The organism is Gallionella capsiferriformans ES-2, from assembly GCF_000145255.1.
GTDB classification, from domain to species: Bacteria; Pseudomonadota; Gammaproteobacteria; order Burkholderiales; family Gallionellaceae; genus Gallionella; species Gallionella capsiferriformans.
Genome location: NC_014394.1, coordinates 2,095,050 through 2,111,972, shown reverse-complemented (window position 1 = coordinate 2,111,972; position 16,923 = coordinate 2,095,050). Strand labels below are relative to the sequence as shown.

The following is a 16,923-nucleotide window of genomic DNA, read 5'->3' as shown; positions in this document are numbered from 1 at the left end:
GGTCATGGGTATGTGTTCAGGCTGGGCTGCATTTGGCGGCTCCCGCCAGGTGAGCGCACAATTGTTTCAGCGTATTCATTGCGAATTCCCGATCTTTCGGCGTCAGTTCGGACATCCATTCCTCAAGAATGAACGACTGGTCGTCATGTCTCGGCGAAGACGCTGCCACCAGTTTATACAATGGGATTTTTAGTGCCTCAGCCAGTTTTTCAAGTCGATGAAGTGAGGGAAGATTGCTGCCGCGTTCAAAACGCGAAACGGTTTCCGTATCTACGCCGATGCGTTCGGCAAGTTCGGCCTGCGTCCAGTTCAGTTTTTTGCGGCGTTCAGCAATGTTCGCTGACGATTGGCTGACGCAAGGCAGTACCAAAAATTACCAGCAGGTAGGCGCATCACGCAAGAAGATTGTGAGTTACACCAGCCGCCAACCTTCTGAGGCGCAAAGATTGTATTGATTGGTTCGAACCGGCGAGCCAGTTACCATCGAGCCTTGAAGTTCTGTTATTTCTCGGTTGCCCGTGTTCGGGAATGGCTAGTTCGGAGTAGGCAAAATCTTGAGCGGTGAAAATCCTCCAATTCCTGCTTACAGTCGGTGTATTATCAAAGCCATGCATCGGCTTAGTGTCATTGCCCGCATTCTCTAATGACTGGTTCGGAGCAGGAAAAATATTGAGCGATGAAAAATCCTCCAATTCCCACTTCTAGGCGGTGTATCATCGAAACCGTTCTGCAGCTGTGTGCCAGCTGGAGACATTTGGGACTGGCAGATTTGGAGAAATTTGTTTTTGTCTTTGTCATCTTATGCTGTTTGTTTTTGCACTAGATCACTGAAGAGTTAGTGCTATATTTTGGCACAAATGACATATGACACATGACTTTGATCAAATTATTTCGCGTTCAGGCACTTCTTGCCTGAAATATGAAGCGAGGCAAAGCACATTCGGGCGATCTGATGTGCTTCCACTTTGGGTGGCAGATATGGATTTTTCTGTCCCTCGGGCAGTGCAACATGCTCTGGTTGAACGTGCCTTACATCCAATATTCGGCTACACAGTCTACCCGGAACCACTTTATGACTCGCTAATCCGTTGGGTAAAAACACGTTACGCGTGGCAGGTGGAGCGTGAATGGATAGTTCTTTGTCCTGGAGTAGTTCCTTCGTTACATGCCTCAATCATGGCACTTTGCCCAGAATCTGCTGGCGTGATTGTTCAACCGCCGGTGTACACGCCATTTTTATATGCTCCGAAAACGACGAAACGCAAATTAATGCTCAATCCACTCAAGTTAGTTGGGGGGCGTTATCAGTTCGATTGGGACAACCTTGAGCGCAATGCGTCTGATGGTTCGAAATTATTGATGCTGTGTTCCCCACACAATCCGGTTGGACGAGTGTGGCTGCAGAATGAGTTGCAGGAACTGCTTAACGTGTGCCAACGCCACGATATCGCTGTAGTATCTGACGAAATTCATTCCGATTTGGTTTACTCTGGCAGGCAACATATACCATTGGCAAAGCTGGCACGGGACAGGGTAAAAGTTATCACTGCCGTCGCTCCTAGTAAAACATTCAACCTTCCCGGTCTGGGTCTTTCAGCTCTCATTGTGAAGGATAAAGAAGATCGCTCTGCAATTGCGCAAGCATTTGATACGCTCCACGTAAGCGCGGCTAATCCTTTCAGTATCGTAGCGTTCGAGGCGGCTTATCGTGAAGGTGGGCCATGGCTGGATGCGCTGCTGGATTATCTGGCGGGTACGCGTGATATGGTTCGCGAATATTTGCAGCAGCATCTGCCAGCGATAAAACTGATCGAACCTGAAGGTACTTATCTGTTGTGGCTGGATTGCCGGGAGATGGGGTTGAACGACAGGCAACTCAAGGAATACTTCGTGCAGCAAGCGGGTGTTGGTCTGAATCCGGGTGTGTTATTCGGCGAACAGGGCAGCGGCTTCATGCGCATGAACATCGGTTCACCTCGCAGTGTTATTACGCAGGCACTGGAGAGCATCGCACGCGCGGAGCGTGCGCGCTGCTAGAGTTCAGTCTTGCCGCTTCGTAACGCCAGTAGGATGCCGCCTAGTGTCAATACCGAAGAGAGCAGCAAATTGCGCGTGAATACTTCACCCAGCATCAGAATGCCGCCGATAGCGGCGATGACAGGGGCGGAGAGTTGCACGGTCGAAGCGGTGATTGCCTGCATGTGTTGAATCACGCGATACCACAGCACATAACCGAGTGCGGAGGTCACAGCGCCGGATAGCACGGCATACAGCACGCCTTGCGCATCCAGCCGCAGCCAGGGCAGCGCGAGCAGCGAGAGAGCAACGGTCATTGGCGCGGCCCGCAGGAAGTTGCCGGCGGTGGCCGCAGCAGGATTCGCCTGTCCCCGGCCCAGCATGGAATACACACCCCAGGCAATACCGCTCACCAACATCAATATCGAATCCAGCACTGAAGGCGCTTCGACGCCGGGCGACACCAAGATCACCAGGCCGACCATCGCAGACACGAAGCCCGCTGTCTGGATGCGCGTCATACGTTCACCCGCGATGAATCCGGCGATGAGCATGGTCGCCTGCACCGCTCCGAACAGCATCAGCGCCCCCGCACCGGTGTCTATGCTGCGGTAAGCGAAGGAGAGGGTGGCAGCATAGATGAACAAAGCCGATGCACTGCGCCAACTGCCGTGATGCAGCGGCGACTGTCTTTGCAAACTCATCAACATCCACAACATTGCCGCACCGGACAACAGACGAACGCTGGTGAAGGTGGCCGCGTCGATGCTGGTCTCTTTCATTGCCATGCGGCAGAACAATGAATTGCCCGCGAAGGTGATCATGGTCAGCGTGGTGAGGATAGCGAGGCGGAGGCGAGTCAAGGTGGCTGTTCAGCGTGCCAGCTTCAGCGGTTCTGCGGCGGACTGGCTGAGGTAATGAACGTTGAACAATTCGTTCTCATCGTGCCAGTTCGATTGCAGGTGCCAGCCCGCCGTGCGCGCCAGTTGCTTGAATTCCTGCGCACTGTATTTGTAGGAGTTCTCGGTGTGGATGGATTCGCCTTCGTCGAATTCGAACGATTCACCGTCCAGTCGTATCGCTTGTTTGCAGCGGCTGACCAGATGCATCTCGATGCGCCCGTGCGGTTCGTTGTAATACGCGTGATGTGCGAACTGATCAGCATCCAGTTGGGCGCCGAGTTCGCTTTGCATGCGCGTCAGCAGGTTGCGATTGAAGGCGGCAGTGTGACCGGCGGCATCGTTGTAGGCCGCATTCAAAGTCTCGGTCGATTTCTTCGCATCCACGCCGATCAGCAAGCCACCACCGGGGCCCACCAGCGCAGCGACGCGCTTAAGCAGTGTCACGGCTTCGTCCGGTGTGCAATTGCCGATGGTGGAGCCAGGGAAAAAAACCACTTTTCGCCGCCCCACATGATGTTTGATTGCATGTGCGGGAAGCCGGTGATAGTCAGCGCACAGCGGCTGCATTTTCAGCGCTGGGAATCTCGTTTGCAGACGTTGCGTGCTGTTGCGCAGATGCGGTTCGCAGATATCAATCGGCACATACACGGCATCGTGTGACAGATGCCGCAAAATCAACGGTGTCTTGATCGCACTGCCGCTACCTAATTCAATCAGCGTGCTGGAGGTACCTATCATCTCGGCCATCTCCTCACTGTGATGTTCGAGGATTGCTGTCTCTGTGCGCGTGGGGTAATACTCTGGCGTGGTACAGATCAGGTCGAACAAATGCGAGCCGTGCGCATCGTAGAAATATTTGGGCGGGATGGTCTTGGGACGACTGCGCAGACCTTCGCGCACGCTGCACAGGAAATCCTTTTTTTCCTGATCCGGTGACGGGGTGGGCGATTCGCTTCTCATGTGATGTCCTCCGCCAGACGCAGACCGGAGAACATCCAGCGGTCCGCCGCCCGGAAAAAGTTGCGGTAGCTGGCGCGCATGTGATCCTGCGCGGTGACGCAACAGCCACCGCGCAGCACCATCTGGCCGCTCATGAATTTTCCGTTGTATTCACCCAAAGTGCCTGGTAGTGGACGAAAGCCGGGGTAGGGCAGATAGGCGCTCTGAGTCCATTCCCACAGATCACCGAACATCTGGGTATTATTAGGCTGCGCTGGGCGTGGCACATACAATCCGTTGTCGAGGAAGTTTCCCGCGATGCTGTGCGCACTCGCGGCGTGTTCCCATTCCGCTTCGGTCGGCAGTCGCTTGCCGGCCCAGCGCGCATAGGCGTCTGCCTCGTAATAACTCAAGTGCGATACTGGCTCGTCCAGACGCAGTGCATGCGCGCCGGTGAGGTCGAAATGCATCCAGTCGCTGCCTTGTTTGAACCAGTACAGCGGTGCCTGCCAGCGTTGTTCCTTCAGCGTACGCCACGCATCGGATAGCCACAGCTCGACGCGCTCGTAACCGTTGTCGTCGATGAAGGCCAGATATTCCGCATTGCTCACCAGTCGCGTGGCGAGACTGAAATCCTGCACGTAGGTCTTGTGGCGCGGTCGCTCGTTGTCATAGGCGAACGCATCACCGCTGTGGCCGATCTCCACGATGCCTGCGGAGAATGCCTGCCAACCCATGGCGGGCACAGGTGCGGCGGGAGGCAGCTCGATCCGGTGATAGACAGGATGCAGCGGATTGATGGAGAAATTGTAGCGTGTATCCATCAGCATCAGTTCCTGATGCTGGATCTCGTGCTCCATTCCCAGTTGCAACCGCTGCCGGATGTCGGCGGCATGCAGTTCTGGAGCATTGCTCAGAAGTTCCAGCATCGCCGCATCGATGTGATGCCGGTAGTCGTACACCTCCTGCACCGTGGGGCGCGATAGCATGCCGCGCTGCGGGCGAGGGAAGAAAGTGCCTGCCGTCTCGTAATAAGAATTGAACAGGTGCGCGTATTCTTCGCGCAGTATGCGGTAGCGCTTGGCATACGGCACGAGGATGAACATCTCGAAGAACCAGCTGACGTGTGCCAGATGCCACTTTGGCGGACTCACGTTTTCCATCGTCTGGATGCAGTAGTCCTCGATCTCCAGTGGCGCGCACAATGCCTCTGTACGCGCGCGCACCTTTTTGTAACGCTCGATTAATGCAGCATCATTCATTGTTCGTCAGTCCTCTACCTTGATGCCCCGCCAGAAGGCGACGTGGTTCTTGATGCGGGCTGCCATCGCGGTCGGCTCGGGGTAATACCATGCTGCATCCTTATTAGCCTTGCCGTCAACCACCACGTTGTAATAACTGGCCTCGCCTTTCCAGACGCAGTGGGTATGTGTCTCGCTGGCTTGCAGGAATTCGCGCTTCACTGCAGACAGCGGAAAGTAGATATTCCCTTCCACACGGTGGATGTCGCTGCTTGGTGCTTCCGCGATGACTTGGTTGTTCCAGATTGCTTTGGGCATATTGATCTCCTGATTGTACGGCGACCGATAGTCGGCCTGTGTGGTGGTTGTCAGTCGCTTGATACCTGTGAAACCTTACAAAGTGATGAATTATTCTTCGCAGCGTCTCATCTCGTTGCGCACCGCGCTGTAACTTGAAACGCAAATGGGCACGAAAAAATTGAGCAACACCTGTAAAAAGTTGATGGGTTGTCCGCTGATCGGGTTTTCGCCCTGATTCACCAGATTGAGCAACGTGCCCACTACCAGCGCCACTTTCAGCGCAGGCAGCATAATCTGGCGGCGGGCGATGCGGAGCAGGCTTATCAAAGCCACGATGTGCTTAGCGAAAATGCCGGCGCAAGATGCTCTCCGCCGTATTGCTTGCGATGTCTTCCTTATTCAGGAACAGGAAAACATCCCGCTCACCAAGACGCGGATGTTTCTCCGTACTGGCATCGAACGGCAGAATCGCTGCGTCGGGATGTAGTGTATGCACGATGCGCTGGATGCTGGGTAAGGTAGAGTCGAACTCGGTCAGTCCGGCGAAAATCACGGGCAGCGACGGATAGCGCTTGCGCAACGCGGCAAACACTTCCCCCGGTTTGGCCGGGATGGACGATACCACCGCCATCGAGATGATCGCACCACTGAACGATCCCAGTTTGCCGGGATCAATGTCATCTAGGCTCTCCAGGCGGATTGGCAGGTAGCCGGTTCGCTCTAGGAATGGACGCATCTCTGCTACGATGAATGCGTGTGGTCGCGCGAGTAATACTTTCTTGGACATAGTTATCTCCTTGATAAATGATTCAGGCCGTGACGACGCCATGCAGGCGCAGCACTTCCAGAAAGGTGTCCGGCTCGGGGCGTACGCGGTAATTGTCCGTTTCGTGCGTCCACACGATCTTGCCGTCCTTTCCGGTGATGATTACGGTCGGCATCACCGTGTCGCTGTCGTAGCCCAGCGCCTGCATGCCCATCGGCAGGCCGTTCTTGTGTTCGATGCCCAGTGCGCGCGCCGCCGCATTCTCCTCGTCGGTGAGGAAGTCGAACTTCGCGTCATAGGTCTTGGAGACGCCTACCGTGTTCTCGTGCGGCTGCGGCGCGATCAGCGCGACGCGCACGCCGAGCGCATCGAGTTGCTTGTAGCGCGCCATCAACTCCTTGATCTGCGCCGTGCAGAACGGGCACCAGTTGCCGCGATAGAAGATCAGGATAGCGGGCTTGTTCGTCAATTGAGCTGAACTGACGATGTTGTCGTTGACATCGCGCACGGTGAAGTGGGGCAGCTTGCTGCCGACCACCAGCTTCATGCTGGGCTGGCGATCGCCGTAAGTAGAAAACCAGTAAGAATACAGCAGGAATGCGACCCAGCCGACGACCGCCAGCAGTGTCGCCGCACCGGTAGAGGGCCCGCCAAATCCGGCCAGCGCGGTGCCCGCCAGTCCCAGCAGATTAATCAATGGAAAGTGCGCGCTGGTGCGCGCCATATCCTTCAGCATCATGGCGCGCATGATGACGGTGAGAATGGGGGCGACCGTCAGCAGCACACCGCCCCAGGCCATCAGGCTCTCGCCCTGATAAAGCATCCAGCCTGCATAGCCTGCGATGCCCATGATCGCCATCATGTAGCTGCTGATAAAAATTGATTTAAGTAAGTTCATGTGTTGGATCCTGTCTGAGATTGCGGCCCACCTCGCAATTGGCTGACGCGAGGCGGGATGAAAGAAGGCTAGACGGCCTCTTGGCAGCAGGCGTATTCATCCGGTGCCTGCCAGGCTTCGCTGGCGAAGGCGGCATCGAGCGGCGTGTCGGTCAGGTGGTTGGTGTAATTGCTCAGGGTCTTCATACTGACGCCGAGCACCACTTCCAGCGCGTTCTGCTGCGTGTAACCGGCGGCAAAGAAATCCTTCAGCTCCTGCCCGCCTTGCACCCAGCCGCGCTCACGCACCACGGCGCGGGTGAACGCCACCAGCGCATTCAGTTTCTGGTCTTGCAGGTAGCTTTGACCACGCAGCGCATCGACACGCGCACCATCGACCTTGACCATGTTGCGTGCAATGAAGGAATGCGCCGCCACGTAGTATTCGCAACGGTTCTCGATGCTGACTGAGATCAGCACGATCTGCTGCTCTTCAGGCGTCAGTGCGCTTTGTTCGAGCAATGCGCCCAGTTGTTTGTAGGCGCTCAGCGCATTCGGTGCTTCGGCCAGATGTGCGTAAAGATTGGGGATGAAGCCTAATCCTTTGTTAGCGGCTTCGAGTATTGGCAAAGCTCCCGCAGGTGCTGATTCAAGGGTGTGTAATTTGAATGTGTTCATGGTGATCTCCCAAGGTGGTTTAAGCAACAGCATGTTGCTGGAACGTATTGTCGGGAATTGGCGGGTTCGTCTCCATGCTTGATGGATTGAAATTTATGTTCAATCATCCAGACATGCCATCGCTATCAGTTGCGGGCTTTACCTGGAGTGATACCGATAATGCGCTTGAAAGCCTTGCGGAATGCGGCTTCAGATTCGTAACCACAGCGGAGTGCGACATCAAGCATGTTTGAGTATTCCCCAGCGAGCATGCCTGCAGCCAGTTGCATGCGCCACGTTGTAACAAACTCCATGGGCGGCATCTTGACCAGTTGGGTGAAACGTTCCGAGAATGCAGAGCGCGATTGGCAGGCGAGTCTCGCCATGCGGTCTACCGTCCATGCCTGCGCCGGTTGTTCGATGAAGGCCGAGACGGCCAGGCGCAAGTGCTCGTCCGACAACGCGGCTAGCAAGGGAGACAGCTTTGGCTCAAGATGAAGCGCATGTCGGACGATATACAGGAACAGCGTATCCGACAGCCGATCCAGAATTGCCGTCACTCCAAGATCGTTCTGCATAGCCTCCTCCGTCATCATTTCGATCAAGTTGCGCATCTGCCGACCGACTGGACTTTGATCAGGGCGTATCAAGATGAATTCCGGGAATGAAGCGAGCAACAGTCGGCGTATATGTGTGGGCAGTTTCAAATGTCCACACAGCAAACCGGTTCCCGGGGCGGTCTTGTCCAAAGGCGCTGGATTGCGGTAGTCGAATGGTTTATCGGGGACTTTTTCCAGTGCGCTAAACGTATGCGCTGCATCATGCGGGAAAAAGGCGATATCCCCGGAGTGCATCTGCGTCGGTTGGGAGTGGTCCTGCATGTGTATCCATGCACCGCCGTGGCAGACTAGGTGAAAAGTCGTAGCATCGCCACCGGGTGTGGACATGTGCCATGCGTCACACAATTGACCGATGTAATAAACCTCTGAGCCTAGGTGCAGATGGCGCAGAAAATAATTAAGTTGTTGTTTATTGTCCTGCATGGTGAAATCAGTCTGTCTTGAAGTGGGAGATTATTGCAACAGTATATTTAGTCTATTGCCTGCTTCTGCGGACATCGCTGCAAGCGGCGTGACTAAACTGCTGTTCAGCGCATTGTGTGCAATTGAAATAGGTCGCTTTTGATCAATCAAACTAATTGCACTGGAAAGTACGCTTTGTGCATGTTCTGCATTTTTCATCAGATTTGCAATTGCTATATCAGCCGTGACATGTTCCTCCTTCGGGTGCCAGCAATCATAATCGGTTGCAAGTGCCAGCGTAGCATAGGAAATTTGTGCTTCGCGCGCCAGCTTCGCTTCTGGCATATTAGTCATCCCGATGATATTTGCGCCCATACTGCGATACCAGTGTGACTCGGCAACTGATGAAAAAGAGGGGCCTTCTATGCAGACGTAGGTGCCACCTTTATGCAGCTTTAAATCAGTGAAATTCTGACTTTCAATTGCCTGTGCCAGTAAATCGGATAGCATGGGACAAACTGGTCGCGCCATCGAAACATGTGCCACTGTATCGTTGCCAAAGAATGTAGAAATGCGATGTTTGGTCAGATCGATAAATTGATCGGGTAATACCATGTCAAGCGGACAAATTTCTTCTCGAAGTGAGCCGACCGCTGAGACGGAGATCAGATAACGCACGCCCAAAGATTTAAGCGCGTAGATATTTGCTCGGTAAGGAATCTCTGTTGGAATTAATCTATGCCCTTTACCATGCCTGGCCAAGAAAGCAACCTGAGTGCCATTTACTTTACCCGTGACGACGACATCCGAAGGACGCCCAAACGGCGTTTCGACGATGTGTTCTTCTGCCTCGGTCAGCGAGTCCATCTGATACAGCCCGCTGCCGCCAATTACGCCTATCATTGCTCTGGTCATGTTTCATGCTCTCACTATGGATATAAAGCTTAGTCTTCCTTCCAACCAATTTCTTACAGTGAATGTTGTAAGAAATTCTGCACGGTGTACGACTGAAGGGCTATAAGCAATTTATTTGTAAGCACCGTGATCCATATCATCCTGAGAATGCTGAACCACAAGTACCTGTTTCATTGAACGAGGGGACGCAATGTATCGTTTAATCATGGTGGGCGGCGGACATGCGCAACTCAGCGTCCTTAAAGCCCTTGCCCAAAATGCATCATCACACATCGATGCGGTGCTGATCACGCCAGATACTTACCAGATATATTCTGGCATGTTGCCCGGATGGATGGCGGGACATTACACGCTGTCGGAGTGCCTGATCAATCTGCGACCGCTGGCTGAAGCAGCTGGAGTTCGCCTGATTTTTTCCAAAGTTGTCGGGATTGATGCCAAACGGCGGCGGGTTGAACTTATCGACGGCACTTATCTCGACTACGATGGTTTGTCGCTTGACGTGGGCAGCGAGGGCGATACCTCATGGCTGGAAGCAGCGGGAGAATGTCTGCTGCCGGTCAAGCCGCTGGGAAATTTTGTACAACGCTGGCCAGCCATACTCACCGCTGCTTCGCAACAGGATGACTATCGGCTTGTGGTGGTTGGCGGCGGTGCAGCCGGAGTGGAGCTGGTATTTGCGGCACAGCATGCTATTGCCGCACGGCGGTGCAAGAAAGCCTCTGTCATGCTGGTTGTATCCGAGAACGGTATCTTGCCAGGTCATGCTGCGGGTGTAAAAGCGCACACCCGTGCGTTGTTGCAACAACGGGGCGTCACGCTATATCAGGGACGAGCAGTGGGCATTACAGCAGGGGTTGCACTTTCAAGCGGTGAATCCCTGCATGCAGATTGCCTTATCGCGGCGACTGGTGCGCGAGCGCCTGCCTGGTTGCGTAACACTGATCTCGCGCTTGATGAACAGGGATACGTCCTGGTGGATGCGCAACATCGTAGCTTGTCTCATCCAAATGTATTTGCCGCTGGAGATGTGTGCGCTCGTGCCGACATCAAGTTGGTGCGTTCAGGCGTACATGCTGTATTTGCCGGGCCAGTATTGGCGCGTAACCTGATCGCAAGTATCAGCGGGCAAAAGCTGCGAAGTTATCGACCCCGCAAGATGTCACTGTATTTGCTGGCTACCGGTCCACAGCACGCCATCGCATCCTGGGGTGAATTCAGCGCTCAAGGCTATTGGATGTGGCGCTGGAAGAACTGGATTGATCGTCAATTTATGTTTAAGTATGGTGCTTTGAATTGCGGAAACAAGGAATGAACCTATGACCCGTTTTTTTCGAATCGCCCTGTCGCGGCATATTGTTATCAATGCACTAAAGGTTTCGGTTGTGGTCGGAAGTGTGCTGAATTTGGTGAATCAGGGGGGAAGCTTGCTCCATGGCGGTACAATATCGTGGCTTCATTTGTTATTAAATTATCTGGTGCCGTACTGCGTATCAAGTTACAGCGCGGCGAAGAACGAGATCGAGTTAGGGGAAAGTAATGAGTGCCAATTCAAACCGACAGGAAAACACTAAGCAGGTCGGGAACCTGTTGGCTGATACATCATTTTTGGAAGATATACGCAAACAGATGATCAGATTCGCCACGTTACAACTCGGAGATGGGCATCTGGCCGAAGATGCAGTGCAAGATGCGTTGATTGGGGCATTGAAAAACGCGACTTCCTTTGGTGGGCGCGCAGCACTGAGGACTTGGGTATTCGCAATTTTGAAGAACAAGATTGCGGATACATTGCGACATAAGCAGCGTGTCGTGAATGCTAGCAGCTTGCTGCGTGAGGAGGATGAGGACGAGGACTTTTCCGAGTTATTCGACCGCAAAGGCTTTTGGCAGCCCGATGAACGTCCGGTTGCATGGGGAAATCCTGAAGGCTCATTGCGTGAGGCACATTTTTGGCGCGTTTTTGAAGCCTGCCTGGACGGTTTGCCGCCCAAGCAGGCGCGAGTCTTTATGATGCGCGAGTTTATTGAACTTGATGCCGAGGAAATATGTGTTGCCGTAGATTTAACCACCAGCAATCTGCATGTCTTGCTGCACCGCGCACGCTTACGTTTGCGCGAGTGCCTCGAAAATAAATGGTATTTGCAAGGAGAACAAAATGATGAATTGTCGTGAAGCCACACAGCTGATGTCGGAATCGCAGGAGCGCAAACTTTCGCTTAAGGAGAGTATGTCTCTGGGTATGCACACAATGATGTGCAAAGGATGCCACAACTACAAGCAGCAGATGGGTACACTGCGCAAGATTACGCGAGCTTACGCCAAGGGTAAGAACGAGCAGGAAGAGAAGTAGCCGCTACAACTCGTTTATCAATATTTAGAGGCATCCAGAGTGACGCTTGGCTAGGTGATGTAGATCGGGACATTGGTGCTGAATGTCTCAAATTCGGCAAAGCGGTCGGTCGCGTTGCCTCGAACGCAATTGACCATGAATGACCGCTTTGTGGCATGTTATCTAAGGTGTGCCATAGCAGTTGTGTGCCGCTAGTCAATTGTCTAAAATCAACGACTGCTTGCTAATATACAGCGGGTGTTGGATGACTCAGGGGCCGATGGGTAGCCATGGGCTGTCCGATACTCATCTCAATTTGCTGATGACGGCGAGATTCCTGCACGAATTACCGCTTCATCCAGTTTGGGTGAACACAGTTCGATGAAACGATAAGCAAAGCTGCGCAGGTAATGGCCGCGACGCAGGGCGATGTAGGTGGTGTTTACGCCGAACAGATGTTCGCATTGCAACAGGCGCAGATCGGAATCTTTTGCTGGGTTGAACGCCATCGACGCGATGATGCCGATGCCTAAACCGAGTTCCACATAGGTTTTAATCACATCTGAATCCAGTGCTGACATGGAAATATCCGGCGTGACCCCGGCATCCAAAAATGCTTGATCAATCTTGGCGCGACCGGTTAATCCTTCGTGATAGGTAACAATAGGATATTCGGCCAACGCCTGCAACGTCAGCGGTTTCACCTGCTCAAGCGGATGTCCGACAGGCACGATGACCGCGTGATGCCAAGTGTAAAAAGGGAAAGAATCCAGCTTGGTGACATCCGCCAGCGCTTCGGTCGCCATACCAATATCCGCTTCGCCGGAGAGCAGCATGGTAACGATTTCATTCGGGCTGGCCTGATGTAATTTCAGATGCACCTTCGGGTACGTTTTCTTGAAATCAGTAATCACCTTGGGCAAGGCATAGCGCGCCTGAGTGTGGGTTGCGACCACAGTCAATTGACCTTCGTCACGTTGACTGTATTGCTCAACCATATTCTTGATGTTGTTGGCATCCAGCAAAATCCGCTCGACGATTTGTAGTAATTCGCGCCCAGGATCAGTCAAATCTAGCAGGCGTTTGCCTTTGCGCACAAACAACTCCACGCCCAATTCATCTTCCAAGTCCTTGATATGCTTGGATACGCCGGACTGCGAGGTAAACAGCGCACTGCCTACCTCCGTGAGATTGTAGTTACAGCGCACCGCCTCGCGGATAATTCTAAGCTGCTGAAAGTTCATTCGAATCTCCTGTTTCAAACACGCGGAACTGGCGCGGGCGGATAAAGACACGGTCGCCACAAGCAAGCGGCGCCGTATCGAAGCGTTCACGGCTTAACTCGATTTCGATCAATTCGCTGCTGTCATCCGCCGACACTTCGACACGCACTATCGAACCAATGGCGCGCACCAGTTTAACCTCAACGGGCAACGCCGTGTCAACTTGCGGCGTGCGACTTATATCAATGTCGTGCGGACGCACATACGCCACTGCATCGCCGTGCTGTTCCGTCCACGGCGCGTGATCGCGGCTGTGAAACATATTCACATTGCCGATGAATTGGTAGACGAATGGCGTCGCAGGCTTCGCATACACTTCGTCCGGCGTGCCGATTTGTTCGATTTTTCCCTTGTTCATCACCACCACGCGGTCGGCCACTTCCAGCGCTTCTTCCTGATCGTGGGTGACAAAAATACTGGTGATGTGCAATTCGTCATGCAGACGGCGCAACCAGCGACGTAACTCCTTGCGTACTTGCGCATCCAGTGCGCCAAACGGTTCATCCAGCAATAGAATTTTGGGTTCAACAGCCAGCGCCCGCGCCAGTGCGATGCGCTGACGTTGCCCGCCGGATAGCTGGGATGGATAACGGTCATGCAGCCAGTCCAGTTGCACCAGATTGAGCAACTCATGCACCCGGCGTTGAATTTCCGCCTCGTGATGACGTTCTTTCTTAGGCTTGACGCGCAGGCCGAACGCAACGTTTTCGAACACGGTCATGTGGCGGAATAAGGCGTAATGCTGGAACACGAAACCGACATTGCGCTCTCGCGCATCGCGCGCTTCGACATCTTCGCCGTGAAACAACAGCTTACCGGAGTCGGCCAGCTCCAGTCCGCCGATAATGCGCAGCAAGGAGGTTTTACCGCAGCCAGATGGACCCAACAGCGCGATCAATTCGCCGCGGTTCACTTCCAGATTGATGTTGTCCAGCGCCTTGTAGCTGCCGAAATGCTTGTTGATATTTTCAATGGTGATGCTCATCATTACGCTCCATGCAAAGGTTCGCCGCTACGTTTTGCCTGCCATTCGACCAGCGACTTGACCGCCAGTGTGACGACCGCCAGCAACGCCAGCAGGGATGCCACCGCAAAGGCGGCGACAAAGTTGTATTCGTTGTAGAGAATTTCGACATGCAAGGGCATGGTGTTGGTCATGCCCCGGATGTGGCCGGAGACCACCGATACCGCGCCGAATTCGCCCATGGCACGCGCATTACATAAAATTACGCCATACAGCAGACCCCACTTGATATTCGGCAAGGTCACGCGCCAGAAGGTTTGCCAGCCCGATGCACCCAACGATACCGCCGCCTCTTCTTCCTCTTTTCCTTGCGCCTGCATCAGTGGAATCAACTCACGGGCGATAAATGGAAAGGTCACGAAGATGGTTGCCAGCACGATGCCCGGCACCGCAAACAACAGTTTGATGTCGTGCGCTTGCAACCATTCACCGAACCAGCACTGTGCGCCAAACAGCAGCACATACACCAGACCGGATACCACCGGACTCACCGCAAAGGGCAAGTCGATCAAGGTAATCAACAGGCTCTTGCCCTTGAATTCAAACTTGGCAATGGCCCAGGCAGCGGAAATGCCGAACACCAGATTGCATGGCACGGCGATCCCGGCTGCAATAAAGGTCAGCTTGATCGCCGACCAGGCATCCGGCTCTTGCAACGCCACCCAGTACAATTCCCAGCCTTTGCTGAACGCCTGATAAAACACGGTAAACAGCGGCAAACCCAGAAACATAAGCAGATAGGTGAGCGCCACGCCGATGAACAACAGTGTCACAGCACGGGATTCATGGGTTGTGATTCGTGTAGATGCGGCCATTATCGAACTCCTTTGCTACTCGTCCACCATTGCAAGGCATTCACACCTAGCAATAATGCGAATGAAATTAATAACATAATTACGGCAATCGCCGTGGCGCCTGCATAGTCGTACTGCTCCAGTTTGGCGACGATCAGCAGCGGCGAGATTTCAGAGATGTAAGGCATATTGCCCGCGATGAAAATGACCGAGCCGTATTCGCCGATGGCGCGGGCGAAGGCCAGCGAAAAACCGGTCAGCAATGCAGGGTAAATGGCGGGAAAGATCACCCGACGGAACACATCCCAGCGTCCTGCGCCCAGACTGGCAGCGGCTTCTTCCACACCCGCCTCCACGTCTTCGAGCACCGGTTGCACGGTACGAACCACAAAGGGCAGGCCGATGAAGGTGAGTGCGACCACGATACCCAGCGGGGTGTAGGCGACCTTGATGCCTTGTGCGGCAAAATATTGTCCGATCCAACCGTGTGGCGCATACAGCGTTGCCAGCGTAATTCCGGCAACGGCCGTCGGTAGCGCGAACGGCAAATCAACTAACGCATCGACGATGCGCTTACCCGGAAAACTATAACGCACCAACACCCAGGCAACGATCAAGCCGAAAAAGGCGTTAATCACCGCCGCCGCGAGAGAAGCTAAAAAAGTCACGCGCAAAGATGACAGCACGCGATCATTGGTGAGAACATCAATAAAACCGCCCCAGCCTAATGTCGCCGTCTTAAAAAACAGCGCAGACAACGGCACCAGCACGATCAGCGAAAGATACAACAGCGTGAAACCCAAGGCCAGATTGAAGCCCGGCAACACGCTATGCGCACGGAATTGCGCCATAAAAAACTCCTTAATTCACAACAGGCATGCAGTCTAGCGGCGAATTTTTATTGTGAAAAATAAGAAAATATGATTTGCTTAGCTGTTTTTTGAATAAGCGTTGTTATGCCGCCAACGGCTCTGCATGACAAAGCTGACGCTGTGTGTCGCCAGCGAATTCGGGCTTGCCGAGGTGGTAACCTTGCAATAAATCAGCTCCGGTATCGTGTGCTAGGGCAAGTTGCTCCGTCGTTTCGATGCCTTCGATGACGACTAGCGCCGATGCTGTGGAAGATATTGACTAGGCCGTGAATAACAGTCGCAGCGCTGATGGTCTGTTCCGCTTCCTGAATCACTGAGCTGTCGAGCTTGACGATATCAGGGCGCAGCGCCAATACCTGATCCAACTCGGCATTGAACACCAAACTTTCGTAGCGTCGATGCGGATTGACGATTTTGGCAATACCGGAATGTGCCGCGCCAAAATCATCGACTGCTATCTTATAGCCTAGGCTGCGGTAATTGTTTACCGCCTCCGTCAGTCGCGCATCGCTCTCGATGGCCAAATGCTGTATTTTAATCACTACCCGCGAGGTGGGAACCGAGTAATAGTGCAAAATTTGTTCGAAGGTGCGACCGTGATCGCTGACACTGGTCAACAAGCGCGGATGTACGTTCAGAAAGATCAATTCCCGATCATCAAAGTTGGCGGCGTAGCTCAACAGATGCAGGCTGCGCACCAGTCGGTCAAACAGCACCAGTTTGTCAGCCTCAATCGCCAGATCAAACGCGCTGTTTGGAGTCAACGCGCCGTGTTCAAACAGGGACGCGCGTAGCAGGGCTTCCCGTCCGATCACCTCGCCATTGCTGCGGAAAATCGGTTGAAAGGCACTGGTCAGACGCATCCCCAAAAAATTGCACACCAGCCCCTCCTGTTTTGTGTTCATCAGCGCGTATTCATCCAGATCAATGAACAGGTTATGACGCAACATGATTTTCAGTTCGGCGAGTTGGTGTGGCATGGCA

At 53.7% G+C, this 16,923-nt stretch carries 21 protein-coding genes; 5 read left to right on the top strand and 16 right to left on the bottom strand.

Annotation, left to right across the window (positions count from 1 at the left end; genetic code table 11):
* Positions 1 to 16: 16 nt before the first annotated feature.
* On the bottom strand, positions 17 to 370 hold the full coding sequence (locus GALF_RS09685) for a helix-turn-helix domain-containing protein (protein WP_013293879.1): 354 nt from the start codon (positions 368 to 370) through the stop codon (positions 17 to 19).
* A gap of 494 nt (positions 371 to 864) precedes the next feature.
* On the opposite strand from GALF_RS09685, the gene GALF_RS09680 reads away from it, so the two are divergent.
* The gene (locus GALF_RS09680) at positions 865 to 2,037 is read left to right on the top strand and encodes a MalY/PatB family protein (RefSeq protein ID WP_013293878.1); all 1,173 of its coding nucleotides are present in this window, start codon (positions 865 to 867) and stop codon (positions 2,035 to 2,037) included.
* Here the strand turns inward: GALF_RS09680 and GALF_RS09675 are convergent.
* The 10 genes from GALF_RS09675 to mtnP all read right to left on the bottom strand — a co-directional run bounded on the left by GALF_RS09675 (position 2,034) and on the right by mtnP (position 9,634).
* Positions 2,034 to 2,879 (bottom strand): DMT family transporter, encoded by an 846-nt coding sequence (locus GALF_RS09675; RefSeq protein ID WP_013293877.1) that lies wholly within the window; start codon positions 2,877 to 2,879, stop codon positions 2,034 to 2,036. The genes GALF_RS09680 and GALF_RS09675 overlap by 4 nt on opposite strands.
* 9 nt (positions 2,880 to 2,888) lie before the next feature.
* Positions 2,889 to 3,878, bottom strand: a complete 990-nt coding sequence (gene egtD, locus GALF_RS09670) for an L-histidine N(alpha)-methyltransferase (protein WP_013293876.1) — start codon at positions 3,876 to 3,878, stop codon at positions 2,889 to 2,891.
* Complete coding sequence (gene egtB / locus GALF_RS09665; RefSeq protein WP_013293875.1) at positions 3,875 to 5,119, bottom strand: ergothioneine biosynthesis protein EgtB; 1,245 nt, start codon at positions 5,117 to 5,119, stop codon at positions 3,875 to 3,877. Before egtB ends, egtD begins: the two co-directional genes overlap by 4 nt.
* Before the next feature lie 6 nt (positions 5,120 to 5,125).
* Positions 5,126 to 5,416 (bottom strand): DUF427 domain-containing protein, encoded by a 291-nt coding sequence (locus tag GALF_RS09660; RefSeq protein ID WP_013293874.1) that lies wholly within the window; start codon positions 5,414 to 5,416, stop codon positions 5,126 to 5,128.
* 90 nt (positions 5,417 to 5,506) lie between these two features.
* A complete protein-coding gene (gene nrtS / locus GALF_RS09655) occupies positions 5,507 to 5,731 on the bottom strand; it encodes a nitrate/nitrite transporter NrtS (protein ID WP_013293873.1) in 225 nt (74 codons plus the stop codon).
* Between the two features lie 7 nt (positions 5,732 to 5,738).
* Positions 5,739 to 6,185: a hypothetical protein gene (locus GALF_RS09650; protein ID WP_013293872.1), complete on the bottom strand. Its 447-nt coding sequence runs from the start codon at positions 6,183 to 6,185 to the stop codon at positions 5,739 to 5,741.
* 22 nt (positions 6,186 to 6,207) lie between these two features.
* On the bottom strand, positions 6,208 to 7,062 hold the full coding sequence (locus GALF_RS09645; RefSeq protein ID WP_013293871.1) for a peroxiredoxin family protein: 855 nt from the start codon (positions 7,060 to 7,062) through the stop codon (positions 6,208 to 6,210).
* A 68-nt stretch (positions 7,063 to 7,130) separates the two neighbouring features.
* Positions 7,131 to 7,718 (bottom strand): carboxymuconolactone decarboxylase family protein, encoded by a 588-nt coding sequence (locus tag GALF_RS09640; RefSeq protein ID WP_013293870.1) that lies wholly within the window; start codon positions 7,716 to 7,718, stop codon positions 7,131 to 7,133.
* A gap of 125 nt (positions 7,719 to 7,843) precedes the next feature.
* Complete coding sequence (locus GALF_RS09635; protein WP_013293869.1) at positions 7,844 to 8,740, bottom strand: AraC family transcriptional regulator; 897 nt, start codon at positions 8,738 to 8,740, stop codon at positions 7,844 to 7,846.
* Between the two features lie 30 nt (positions 8,741 to 8,770).
* Complete coding sequence (gene mtnP, locus GALF_RS09630) at positions 8,771 to 9,634, bottom strand: S-methyl-5'-thioadenosine phosphorylase (protein WP_013293868.1); 864 nt, start codon at positions 9,632 to 9,634, stop codon at positions 8,771 to 8,773.
* Positions 9,635 to 9,824: 190 nt separating this feature from the next.
* Here mtnP and GALF_RS09625 point away from each other — a divergent pair, with 190 nt between their 5' ends.
* The 4 genes from GALF_RS09625 to GALF_RS09615 are packed head-to-tail and all read left to right on the top strand — an operon-like array spanning position 9,825 to position 11,987.
* The gene (locus GALF_RS09625; protein ID WP_013293867.1) at positions 9,825 to 10,949 is read left to right on the top strand and encodes an FAD-dependent oxidoreductase; all 1,125 of its coding nucleotides are present in this window, start codon (positions 9,825 to 9,827) and stop codon (positions 10,947 to 10,949) included.
* A gap of 4 nt (positions 10,950 to 10,953) precedes the next feature.
* Positions 10,954 to 11,208 carry a nitrate/nitrite transporter NrtS gene (gene nrtS / locus GALF_RS15360; RefSeq protein ID WP_013293866.1) on the top strand — a complete coding sequence of 85 codons (255 nt, stop codon included), beginning with the start codon at positions 10,954 to 10,956 and terminating at the stop codon, positions 11,206 to 11,208.
* Positions 11,174 to 11,809 (top strand): RNA polymerase factor sigma-70, encoded by a 636-nt coding sequence (locus GALF_RS09620; RefSeq protein WP_013293865.1) that lies wholly within the window; start codon positions 11,174 to 11,176, stop codon positions 11,807 to 11,809. The genes nrtS (GALF_RS15360) and GALF_RS09620 overlap by 35 nt, the downstream gene beginning before the upstream one ends.
* Positions 11,793 to 11,987 (top strand): anti-sigma factor family protein, encoded by a 195-nt coding sequence (locus tag GALF_RS09615; RefSeq protein ID WP_013293864.1) that lies wholly within the window; start codon positions 11,793 to 11,795, stop codon positions 11,985 to 11,987. Before GALF_RS09620 ends, GALF_RS09615 begins: the two co-directional genes overlap by 17 nt.
* Positions 11,988 to 12,277: 290 nt before the next feature.
* Here GALF_RS09615 and GALF_RS09610 read toward each other — a convergent pair whose 3' ends face one another.
* The 5 genes from GALF_RS09610 to GALF_RS09590 all read right to left on the bottom strand — a co-directional run bounded on the left by GALF_RS09610 (position 12,278) and on the right by GALF_RS09590 (position 16,919).
* Positions 12,278 to 13,210, bottom strand: coding sequence for a CysB family HTH-type transcriptional regulator (locus tag GALF_RS09610; RefSeq protein WP_013293863.1), 933 nt, complete (start codon positions 13,208 to 13,210; stop codon positions 12,278 to 12,280).
* Entirely contained in the window at positions 13,191 to 14,234 is a 1,044-nt protein-coding gene (locus GALF_RS09605; protein ID WP_013293862.1) for a sulfate/molybdate ABC transporter ATP-binding protein, read from the bottom strand. Before GALF_RS09605 ends, GALF_RS09610 begins: the two co-directional genes overlap by 20 nt.
* Positions 14,235 to 14,236: 2 nt before the next feature.
* On the bottom strand, positions 14,237 to 15,088 hold the full coding sequence (gene cysW / locus GALF_RS09600; RefSeq protein WP_013293861.1) for a sulfate ABC transporter permease subunit CysW: 852 nt from the start codon (positions 15,086 to 15,088) through the stop codon (positions 14,237 to 14,239).
* A complete protein-coding gene (gene cysT, locus GALF_RS09595; RefSeq protein WP_013293860.1) occupies positions 15,088 to 15,918 on the bottom strand; it encodes a sulfate ABC transporter permease subunit CysT in 831 nt (276 codons plus the stop codon). Before cysT ends, cysW begins: the two co-directional genes overlap by 1 nt.
* 191 nt (positions 15,919 to 16,109) lie before the next feature.
* Complete coding sequence (locus GALF_RS09590) at positions 16,110 to 16,919, bottom strand: EAL domain-containing protein (RefSeq protein ID WP_013293859.1); 810 nt, start codon at positions 16,917 to 16,919, stop codon at positions 16,110 to 16,112.
* Between the last annotated feature and the right edge of the window lie 4 nt (positions 16,920 to 16,923).